The following is a 10,600-nucleotide window of genomic DNA, read 5'->3' as shown; positions in this document are numbered from 1 at the left end:
GATATGTAAAGGGGAAATGACCGTGAATGGTCTATTCATAAACTCTATCGACAGGAGAATCATCATGGGTATCTTTTCTCGTTTTGCAGATATTGTGAACTCAAACATCAGTGCGTTGCTCGACAAGGCGGAAGATCCAGAAAAAATGATCCGCCTGATCATCCAGGAAATGGAAGACACCTTGGTGGAGGTGCGCACCAATTCCGCGAAAGCGATTGCTGATAAGAAAGAACTGGCGCGTAAAGTAGACGCAATGGAAGCGCAGATTGGTGAATGGCAGAACAAAGCCACGCTGGCTCTAACCAAGCAGCGTGAAGATCTGGCTCGTGCAGCCCTGATTGAAAAGCAGAAGCTACAGGACCTGATCAAAGGTTTGCACACCGAGCAGACGTTGGTGGACGAAACCATCGATAAACTGACCGGTGAAATTGGCAAGCTGGAAACCAAGATCGCGGAGACCCGGGCAAAGCAACAAGCGCTTGCTATCCGTAATCAGACTGCGCATAACCGCCGTGATGTACAAAAGCATCTGCATGCCAGCCGCACAGATGAGGCCATGGCAAAATTTGAGCAGTACTCACGCAAAGTGGATGAGTTGGAAGCGGAAGCGGATCTGTATGCACAATCTGGTCAGGCAAAATCACTTGAGCAGGAATTTGCCGAGTTGCAGGCTGAGGATGAAATTGAAAAAGAGCTGGCTAAATTGAAAGCTCAGGTTGAAGGTAAGAAGCCAGATACTGAATAATTACAGTCATAGAGTGCGCCGGATATCGTCTCCGGCGCGTCACAGAATCTGGTTGAGTTAGGAGTTGCCAATGTCATCATTTTTGATTGCAGGACCATTGATTGTCTTTTTGATTTTCGTCGCCCCATTGTGGCTGTTTCTGCATTATCGCAGTAAACGCAAAGTTGCCAGCGGTTTATCTCAGGATGAACAACAGACACTGAATACGCTGTCTGAGCGGGCAGAATCGATGCAGCAACGTATCGAAACCCTGGAGCGAATTCTGGACGCAGAGTCACCAAACTGGAGAAAACGCTATGAGTAACCGAGAGCTGTATCGTGACACAGTGAACGGCAAGATCACGGGGGTGTGTGCCGGGTTAGCCAATTACATTGGTGCCGAAGTATGGCTGGTGCGTATTCTGGTGATCTCGGCCGCGTTGCTGGGCGGGAGCTTTCTGGTGCTGCTGGCCTATATTGCGCTGACTCTGATGTTGGAAAAGCAGCCGGCCGGTTACGGTGAAAGCATCAAAACCCAGCAGCAACACTCGTTGAAAAATAAGCCTTGGCAACAGGGGCAGACGCCGAAACAGCTACTGCACACGCTGGAAGCGGATTTTGACCGCATCGAAAACCGGATCAGAGATGTGGAAGCATACGTTACCTCTGATGCATTTAAAGTGAACCGTGAATTCAGCAAATTGTAACGTCAGGTGATGAGGCGAACGCCTCATCAATATTGGATTGGGGTTGTCATTGCATGGATTGAGACTCAGATACGGTTCATAAATGAAACCCGAGTTGGTTTTCCCCGCTCAAACCGTTCATTTCAAAAGAATTCCATACTGCTGGTGTGGAAACTGGCTGGGCATTCATCTATCTTTTAGCTATTGAATTTGAATGGATGTCCTGACATGCGTAAGGCAATGATCCTGATAGCCGTAGCCTCTGCTCTGGGAGGCTGCGGGAAAGAACTTCCTCCGGTTCCAGAGCCCGACTCCAGACCGGCAAAATTATTCTCGGTTTCTGTTGGTAATTCCAAGTTTGAACGTACTTTTCCTGCCACCTCAGAAGCGGGTGATCGAGCGGTTCTGGCCTTTCGTGTCCCGGGACAGTTGATGTCGATCGATGTCACGGCTGGTCAGCGAGTCACAAAAGGCGATGTGCTGGCCAAACTGGATCCTGATGAATATGCGTTACTGGAGAAAAAGGCTCAGGCCAACTTCCAACTGGCTAAAGTGCAGTACGATCGCTTTAAGAAGTTACGCAGAGATCAGGTGGTCTCTGAACAGGACTTCGACCAAGCCCAAGCCAATCTCAATTCTGCTCAGGCAACGCTCTCTCAGGCCAAAGCCAATCTCCGTTATACCCAGCTAGTCGCGCCTTATGATGGCACCATCTCCATTCTGCCCGCGGAGAACTATGAGTTTGTCGCCGCCAAGCAAGGAGTCATGAACATTCAGTCGCATCGCTTACTGAAAGTGATTTTCCAGATCCCGGATTATCTTCTGAATCGGTACTCGGCGGCGCAGCCCGACGCGCAAGTGACCTTCGATGCATTTCCAGAGCGGTCGTTCAAACTGACGTTTCAGGAAATCGACACCGAGGCCGATCCCAAAACAGCCAGTTACAAAGTGACCATGGTGATGGAGCGCCCTGAAGATGTCGGTATTTTGCCAGGCATGTCGGGAAACGTGCTGGTATCTGCAGACTCGGCGGGTGCGATCCCAGTGCCCGCAGCGGCTCTGTTTCAACAAGACGATCAGACCTATGTCTGGCGGGTCAATACTCAGGGGATCGTGGAGCAAGTGGCGATCACGCTCAACGACCAGCGTCAAATCATGTCCGGGCTTAACGATGGCGACCAGATCATCGTATCGGGTGTCAGTGGCATTCAGCCGGGCATAAAAGTGCGTGAATGGATCAAAGAGCGGGGACTATAACGATGAATCGATACCTGGTATTTAGCCTGCTCTCGACGGCCATCGTACTTGGTGGTTGCAGCAAACACAGTGAGCCTGCGGTTTCCGTGGTACCCAAAGTGAAAGCCGTCAGTCTGGATCGCAAACATGCGCCGGACCGGCTGTACTTTCCTGCGGTGGCAAATGCCGCAGAACGTTCTCGTCTCAGTTTTCGTGTCGCGGGTGAGGTCAGCAAACTCGCTGTGAAAGAAGGGGACAGGGTCCAACAGGGCGATGTGCTGGCAGAACTGGATCCGACCGATTATCAGCTTGATGTGGATAATGCGTCGGCGCGTTATTCTGTTGTGAACAGTCAGTATCAGCGCTCTGCGCCGCTGGTCAAAAAAGGCCTGTTGGCCAAATCTCAGTTTGATGAAATTGCAGCCGAACGCCAGATTGCCTCTGCCGAACTGCAGTTGGCCAAGCTCAGACTGTCATTTACCCAGCTTTTGGCGCCGATGGACGGCATCATTTCGCGGGTCAATGTGGACCAGTTTGAAAACATTCAGGTGGGCCAGCAAGTGGTCAATATCCACAGTGTTGATAATGTTGAAGTGCTGATTCAGCTTCCTGACCGTTTATACATCAACCAGCCCGGACCAGACCACCTTGACAGCGTGCGCGCCGTCGTGCGCCTGCCAAGTGGTAATCAATATACCGCGCGGGTGAAAGAATTTACCACCGAGCCGGACCCGTCAACGGGGACCTTTACCGCCACCCTGTCGATGCCAATGCCCAAAGAAGAATATGTGTTGGACGGGATGGCGGTTGATGTGACAACGGCAGGAGAGAATATCGGACTCAATCTGAATGTGGGGGTGCGGGTGCCAGTGGAAGCGGTATTTAACGCCGACGGCGATGAGTTGTCGCGCGACAACAAATTTGTCTGGGTGCTGAACGATGACCAAACCGTATCTAAGCAAGCGGTAACGGTAGGCTCAGCGTCGCAAACTACCTTACAGATCCTCAGCGGTCTGACGAATCAACAGAGTGTTGTCGTCGCTGGGATCAGTCGGTTAAGGGAAGGCATGAAAGTGGAAGTGGTGCCGCAGGAGGCTAGCCAATGAGCGAACAAAAACAAGAATCGCCTCAAAAGGACGAGGATATTACGGGCATTGCTGCGTATTTTATCCGCAACCGTGTCATCAGTTGGATGATATCGCTGATCTTTCTGATTGGTGGCGTGGCTGCCTTTTTCAACCTCGGACGTCTTGAAGATCCCGCTTTTACTATCAAAGATGCCTTGGTGGTGACGTCTTATCCGGGCGCGACCCCGCAACAGGTGGAAGAAGAGGTCACCTATCCGCTTGAAAAAGCCATCCAACAGCTAATGTATGTGGATGAAGTCAATTCGATTTCCAGTCGCGGACTGTCGCAAATTACGGTGACCATGAAAAACAACTATGGCCCGAATGACTTACCCCAAATTTGGGATGAACTGCGGCGAAAAGTGAATGATCTGAAAGGCTCGCTACCGCCTGGTGTCAATGAACCTCAGGTGATCGATGATTTTGGCGATGTGTATGGGATCTTGCTGGCGGTTACCGGGGATGGCTACTCATATAAGGAACTGCTCGACTACGTCGATTACCTGCGCCGGGAGCTGGAGTTGATCAACGGTGTCAGCAAGGTGTCGGTATCGGGTCAGCAGCAAGAACAGGTGTTTATTGAGATCTCGATGAAGCGTTTGAGTTCTCTCGGGCTTGCGCCGAATACCGTGTTTAATCTGCTGTCGACTCAAAATGTGGTGTCGGATGCAGGGGCAGTGCGCATCGGTAGTGAATATATCCGTATTCAGCCGACCGGTGAGTTTCAGAATGTGGATCAACTCGGCGACCTGATCATCACAGAAAGTGGCGCGCAGGGGCTAATTTATTTGCGTGATGTGGCGGATATCAAACGTGGTTATGTTGATATTCCCAGCAATATCATCAATTTTAACGGCAAGTTGGCGCTTAATGTGGGTGTGTCCTTTGCACAGGGTGTCAATGTGGTGGAAGTCGGGCAACGGTTTGATCGCCGACTGGCGGAGCTGAAGTATCAGCAACCTGTTGGTATCGACATCGCGGAGATTTACAGTCAGCCGAAAGAGGTGGATAAATCAGTCAGTGGCTTTGTGATCAGCCTGGGGCAGGCGGTGGCAATTGTGATCATTGTACTGCTGTTTTTCATGGGATTGCGCTCGGGTTTGCTGATCGGGCTGATTTTGCTGCTGACGGTGTTTGGCACTTTCATTTTCATGCAATATTTTAAAATCGATCTACAGCGGATCTCGCTCGGCGCGTTAGTGATTGCATTGGGTATGCTGGTGGACAATGCCATCGTGGTGGTTGAAGGGATACTGATTGGGACGCAAAAAGGCCGCACCCGCATGCAAGCCGCGACGGATATCGTGACCCAGACAAAATGGCCGTTGCTGGGGGCGACCGTGATTGCGGTAACGGCGTTTGCTCCAATTGGTTTGTCGGAGGACTCAACTGGCGAATACTGTGGAACGTTATTTACCGTACTGTTGATTTCGCTGATGTTAAGCTGGTTTACGGCCATATCTCTCACGCCATTTTTTGCTGATATTTTCTTTAAGCAACAAAAACCACCGAAAGGTGGCGCTGATCAGGATCCGTACAACGGAATGATCTTTGTGCTTTACAAAGGTTTTCTTGAGTTTTGTCTCAAACGAGCCTGGCTGACCATGGTGGTGCTGGTCGTCGGTTTAGGCGTCAGCCTGTATGGCTTCACTTTGGTCAAACAGGCGTTTTTTCCTTCTTCCACCACGCCGATGTTTCAAACCGATATCTGGTTACCGGAAGGTACGGATATTCGCGCGACCAATGAGGCACTGAAAGAGCTGGAAAGTTGGTTGGCAAAACAGGACAACGTTGAACACATTACTTCGACTGCGGGCAGAGGGCTGCAGCGTTTCATGCTGACCTATTCACCAGAAAAGAGCTACGCCGCCTACGGTGAAATCACGACCCGGGTGACCTCATACGAAGCACTTAAAGCTTTGATGGCGAAGTTCCGTGAGCATGTGGCAGCCAACTATCCACAAATCAATTTCAAACTCAAACAGATTGAACTGGGCCCTGGTGGTGGTGCAAAAATTGAAGCGCGTCTTATCGGCTCAGATCCGGACGTGTTGCGCGGTCTGGCGAAGCAGGTCAGTGATATCTTGTACGCCGATCCGGCTGCGACCAATATTCGCCATGACTGGCGAGAGCGGACCAAAGTGTTGGAGCCGCAGTTCAATGAAAGCCAGGCCCGCCGTTACGGTATCACTAAATCGGACGTGGATGATTTTCTGTCGATGTCATTTTCCGGTCTGAACGTGGGTATCTACCGTGATGGGACTACATTGATGCCGATCGTAGCGCGCTTACCGGACGATGAGCGGGTGGACATTCGCAACATCGAAGGAATGAAGATTTGGAGCCCGGCACTGACTGAGTTTATTCCGTTGCAGCAAGTGACGCTCGGTTACGACATGCGCTGGGAAGATCCCATCATCATGCGTAAAAATCGTAAGCGTATGCTGACGGTAATGGCTGACCCGGATATCTTGGGTGAAGAGACGGCCGCGACACTGCAAGCTCGTCTCCAGCCACAAATAGAAGCCATTGAGATGCCATCAGGTTATTCACTGGAGTGGGGGGGGGAATACGAATCTTCCGGAGATGCGAAAGCGTCGTTGTTTACTACCATGCCACTCGGCTACCTGTTTATGTTTTTGATTACAGTGTTCCTGTTCAATTCTGTCAAAGAGCCTTTGATTGTCTGGTTGACTGTACCATTGGCCATCATCGGGGTGACGACTGGCCTGCTAGTGCTGGATACACCATTCGGCTTTATGGCACTACTTGGGTTCCTGAGCTTATCGGGCATGTTGCTGAAAAATGGTATTGTGTTGCTTGATCAGATTGAAATCGAAATGAAGTCCGGTAAAGATCCGTACATTGCGGTGGTGGACGCCGCGCTGAGCCGGGTCCGTCCGGTGTGTATGGCGGCAATTACCACCATCTTGGGGATGATTCCCTTGTTGCCGGATATCTTCTTCAAACCGATGGCGGTAACGATTATGTTTGGTCTGGGGTTTGCGACTGTCCTGACACTGATTGTCGTGCCTGTGTTGTACCGTCTGTTCCATAAGGTCGAGGTGCCACACTGATCCCTGCCAATGAGGAAAAGCCAGCGCCTCTCCTCGCAGAGGCGTTTTTGATAAGGAAAGTTATGACATTGCAACACACTTGCGCCTGGGCGCTGAATCATGAACTGGAGAAGGTTTACCACGATGAGGAGTGGGGCGTACCTGTCTATGACGACACGGTACTGTTTGAATTTCTGACCCTGGAAGGTGCTCAGGCTGGCCTGAGCTGGATCACTATCCTCAAAAAGCGCGAGGGCTACCGTCAGGCATTCGAGGGTTTTAACATCGATACACTGGCCGGATACGGTGAAGAGCGAATTGAGCAAATCATCGCTGATTATGATGTGGTGCGGCACAAAGGCAAGATTGCCTCAGTATTCAACAATGCCCGGGCTGCTCTTGAGCTGCAGAAAGAGTATGGTTCGCTGTCGAATGCGTTGTGGCAGTTTGTGGATGGCGTTCCGCAAATCAACCACTGGACGGTGATGAGTGAGGTTCCGGCTTCAACAGAGCAATCGAAAGCGATGAGTAAGTTTCTCAAGAAGAGAGGTTTCAAATTTGTCGGAGAAACCATCTGCTACGCCTTTATGCAGGCAACCGGGATGGTCAATGATCACTTGGTGAACTGTCCGCAGCGACAGTCTTGCCTTTGAGAATGCAAAGTGCTGACAGTAAACAGTCCGCCCGGATTATTGAGGCGGACTTTTTATTATTACGCTTGAATTAGCTCACCGACGCGTGCTCTTGCATCACTACGTTGTAGCGCTCCAGGCCGGCAGCCAGATCGGCAATCAGGTCATCGGCATCTTCCAGGCCGATGTGAAGCCGGATGAGCGTACCTTCAAAGTTTGGATTGGCCACAGTGCGCAGGCTGTTGAAGCTGCGTGGTTCGTTGGCCAGTATCAGGCTCTCATAGCCACCCCAGGAGTAACCCATGCTGAAGTGCTGCATACCGTCAAGCAGAGCGGTGGTTGCGCGTGGATAGCTGGTCTTGAGTACAAACGAGAATAGGCCGTTGCCCCCGGTGAAATCGCGTTTGAAGAACTCGTGACCCGGGCAGCTTTCCAGCGCAGGGTGGCGTACATGATCCACTTCTGGACGGGTCTGCAGCCATTGCGCGACTTTCAGGCTATTCTCTGCGTGCTGGCGTAGGCGGACATCCAGTGTGCGGATACCGCGCAAGCCAAGGTAGGCGTCGTCCGGCGATACGCATTGTCCCATCAGATAACTTTGCTCTCGCAATTGATCCCAGTATTTTTCTGAAGCGACCGCAGTACCTAACATCACATCCGAGTGACCGACAATGTACTTGGTCGCTGCTTGGATCGAAATGTCGACACCGTGTTCAAACGGTGAAAAGTTTACCCCGGCAGCCCAGGTGTTATCGAGCATCACGATGATGTCATGTTCATGGGCGATGCGAGCCAGTGTTGGAATATCCTGCACCTCCATCGTGATAGAACCTGGCGATTCCGTAAACAGGATCTTGGTATTGGGCTGAATCAACGCACGGATGCCTTCACCTATGGTGGGATCATAATAGGTGGTTTCTACGCCCATCTTCTTCATGATTTTATCGCAGAAATCACGAGTTGGTTCGTAGCAGGTATCGACCATCAGAATGTGATCGCCACTTTCTACAAAGGATAAAATCGCATTGGAAATCGCCGCAGTGCCGCACGGGTACAGCGCACAGCCTGCACCGCCCTCAATCTCGACCATCGCATCTTGAAAGGCAAAGTGGGTGTGGGTACCGCGTCGGCCGTAGAACAGGGTTTTATTGGTGCGGTTGATGGCCGCATGGTTTTTTTCTGCCACGGTATGAAACACCACCGTGGAAGCACGCTGCACGGGTGGGTTAACCACCCCGTTGGTCCATTTAGGATCGCGACCCGCGTTGATGTATTTGGTTTTTTTGCCTTCCGACATGAGAAATCCTTGTCATTACGAATGATTTCTCTATTTAAACCATGTTGTTGACCTGATTGGCAAGTATAGCGAAGGAATTTATCCCTACATGTTATGCCAGCAGGTTATGGATGGGGTTGGTGTCCGCATCACGGCGTTGTGCCCAGTGATACGGACAGCAGAATTACAGCAATGGGTTGAACAGGTAGAACAAACGCTCCAGAAAACGATAGTACATGCCGCGTTGCTCCCATTTTTTCAGTTCGACAAAGTGTGACTGTTCGATGTAGCTCTCCTGCAACCAGTGCATCTCTTTGGTAAACGCTTCGTCATCGATTGCCAATGTGACTTCGAAGTTGAGCCACAAACTGCGCATGTCGATGTTGACCGTGCCGACGAGACAGAACTGTTTATCGATCACCACGGATTTTGTGTGCAGCAAGCCGCCGTAAAACTCGTAGATTTTCACCCCGGCCTCAAGCAGCTCGGTGTAAAAAGCCCGCGATGCCCATTGCACCATCATCGAATCGTTTTTGTGTGGAATAATCAACTCCACATTAATGCCGCGTTGCGCTGTCATTTTCAGCGTCTCAAGCAAATCGGCACTCGGCACGAAGTAAGGCGTTGTGATCCGTACCGATTCATTGGCCTGATTGATGGCCAATGTCAGCACTTGAGAAATCAGATAATCCGGCATCCCCGGTCCGGATGGCACCACTTGCACCGGATGATGGGGCTGGTTTGGATCCAGTTTGCACTCTGGGTTTGCAGGCAGCATGCGTGCTCCGGTTTCCACTTCCCAGTCCCAGCAGTGAATAGCGGACAGAACGTTCACTGTTGGGCCGGTCACTCGTACCATGATATCGATCCATTGACCGACGCCGGCATTTTGTTTGAAGTAGGCCGGATCGACCATATTCATCGAACCAGTGTAGGCGATGTTGTCGTCAATCACGATGATTTTGCGATGCTGACGCAAGTCGAGTCGACGCAGGAAGATACGCCATGGGCTGACTTCCAGTGCCTGAATGACCTCGATACCGGCATTTTTCATCATTTTCAGCCATGAGCTACGGAAGAAGCGAGGGCTACCAGCAGAGTCCAGCAGCAGCTTAACGTCCACTCCCCGCTTTGCTGCGCGGATCAGGGCAGAGGCTACCGAGTCGGCCAGACCTCCAGGATGCCAGATGTAAAACACCATCCGGATGCTGGATTGTGCCTGCTCAATATCTTCAATGATGGAGTGCAGAATGTCATGAGGGGAGCTTTGCAGTGACAGCGTATTACCGCTCAATGCGGGTAAGCCGAGACGATTGTTACACAGTTCGTCAATACGGTAGATGTGCCGACCCATTCGTTCTGGGGTGTGGGCGTGGCATTCATTGAGCTGCGAAAACCAATTGGCAAACGGCGTAAACATCTCTTTGGCTCGATCGGCACGTTTGCGCCCCAGATTCAGTTCGCCAAACAAGAAGTAACAAGCGACCCCAACTACTGGCACGATGTAGATGATCATCAGCCAGGCAAGCGACACACTCACTGCACGCCGTTTAAACACCACGCGTAAGGTCACGCCGGCCACCAAAAGCCAATACAGACCAATACTTGCAAGGGTTAGAAAATGGTAAAACTTGTCCATTCCGCTCTCTGGAACTCCAATCAACAACTGGTTGAATAGTAAATCGAAACTCGGGGGAAAGGAATCACTACCTTAACCACCACTGTTAAGAATAGTAAGAATATGCAAAAGATTTTGTATGTTGCAAACTTGTAAAAAGTAGTGGAATATTTAACAATTGATTAAAAGTTCAGCATTTAAACTTGTAAAATTGATGTGTGTTGGAAAATTAGACTGCGCGGGCT

General features: G+C 50.8%; 9 protein-coding genes. 7 read left to right on the top strand and 2 right to left on the bottom strand.

What is annotated here, in order from left to right; genetic code table 11:
- Positions 1-64 precede the first annotated feature (64 nt).
- The 7 genes from pspA (at position 65) to CAG65_RS19055 (ending at position 7,482) form a co-directional block, all read left to right on the top strand.
- A complete protein-coding gene (gene pspA / locus CAG65_RS19085; protein WP_161454648.1) occupies positions 65-745 on the top strand; it encodes a phage shock protein PspA in 681 nt (226 codons plus the stop codon).
- Between the two features lie 70 nt (positions 746-815).
- Positions 816-1,049, top strand: a complete 234-nt coding sequence (gene pspB / locus CAG65_RS19080) for an envelope stress response membrane protein PspB (protein WP_021707111.1) — start codon at positions 816-818, stop codon at positions 1,047-1,049.
- Positions 1,042-1,431: an envelope stress response membrane protein PspC gene (pspC, locus tag CAG65_RS19075; RefSeq protein WP_021707110.1), complete on the top strand. Its 390-nt coding sequence runs from the start codon at positions 1,042-1,044 to the stop codon at positions 1,429-1,431. Before pspB ends, pspC begins: the two co-directional genes overlap by 8 nt.
- Positions 1,432-1,638: 207 nt before the next feature.
- Complete coding sequence (locus CAG65_RS19070; RefSeq protein ID WP_021707109.1) at positions 1,639-2,667, top strand: efflux RND transporter periplasmic adaptor subunit; 1,029 nt, start codon at positions 1,639-1,641, stop codon at positions 2,665-2,667.
- Between the two features lie 2 nt (positions 2,668-2,669).
- Complete coding sequence (locus CAG65_RS19065; protein ID WP_161454647.1) at positions 2,670-3,752, top strand: efflux RND transporter periplasmic adaptor subunit; 1,083 nt, start codon at positions 2,670-2,672, stop codon at positions 3,750-3,752.
- Positions 3,749-6,850, top strand: coding sequence for an efflux RND transporter permease subunit (locus tag CAG65_RS19060; RefSeq protein ID WP_161454646.1), 3,102 nt, complete (start codon positions 3,749-3,751; stop codon positions 6,848-6,850). Before CAG65_RS19065 ends, CAG65_RS19060 begins: the two co-directional genes overlap by 4 nt.
- Before the next feature lie 62 nt (positions 6,851-6,912).
- Positions 6,913-7,482: a DNA-3-methyladenine glycosylase I gene (locus tag CAG65_RS19055; RefSeq protein WP_021707106.1), complete on the top strand. Its 570-nt coding sequence runs from the start codon at positions 6,913-6,915 to the stop codon at positions 7,480-7,482.
- 70 nt (positions 7,483-7,552) lie between these two features.
- Here CAG65_RS19055 and CAG65_RS19050 read toward each other — a convergent pair whose 3' ends face one another.
- Positions 7,553-8,758 (bottom strand): cystathionine beta-lyase, encoded by a 1,206-nt coding sequence (locus CAG65_RS19050; protein ID WP_161454645.1) that lies wholly within the window; start codon positions 8,756-8,758, stop codon positions 7,553-7,555.
- A gap of 163 nt (positions 8,759-8,921) precedes the next feature.
- Positions 8,922-10,376 carry a cardiolipin synthase gene (cls, locus tag CAG65_RS19045; RefSeq protein WP_021707104.1) on the bottom strand — a complete coding sequence of 485 codons (1,455 nt, stop codon included), beginning with the start codon at positions 10,374-10,376 and terminating at the stop codon, positions 8,922-8,924.
- Positions 10,377-10,600 lie beyond the last annotated feature (224 nt).

Origin of the sequence: Vibrio sp. V39_P1S14PM300, from assembly GCF_009904765.1 — a bacterium.
GTDB lineage: Bacteria > Pseudomonadota > Gammaproteobacteria > Enterobacterales > Vibrionaceae > Vibrio > Vibrio proteolyticus.
This window is presented reverse-complemented; position numbering and strand designations above follow the sequence as displayed.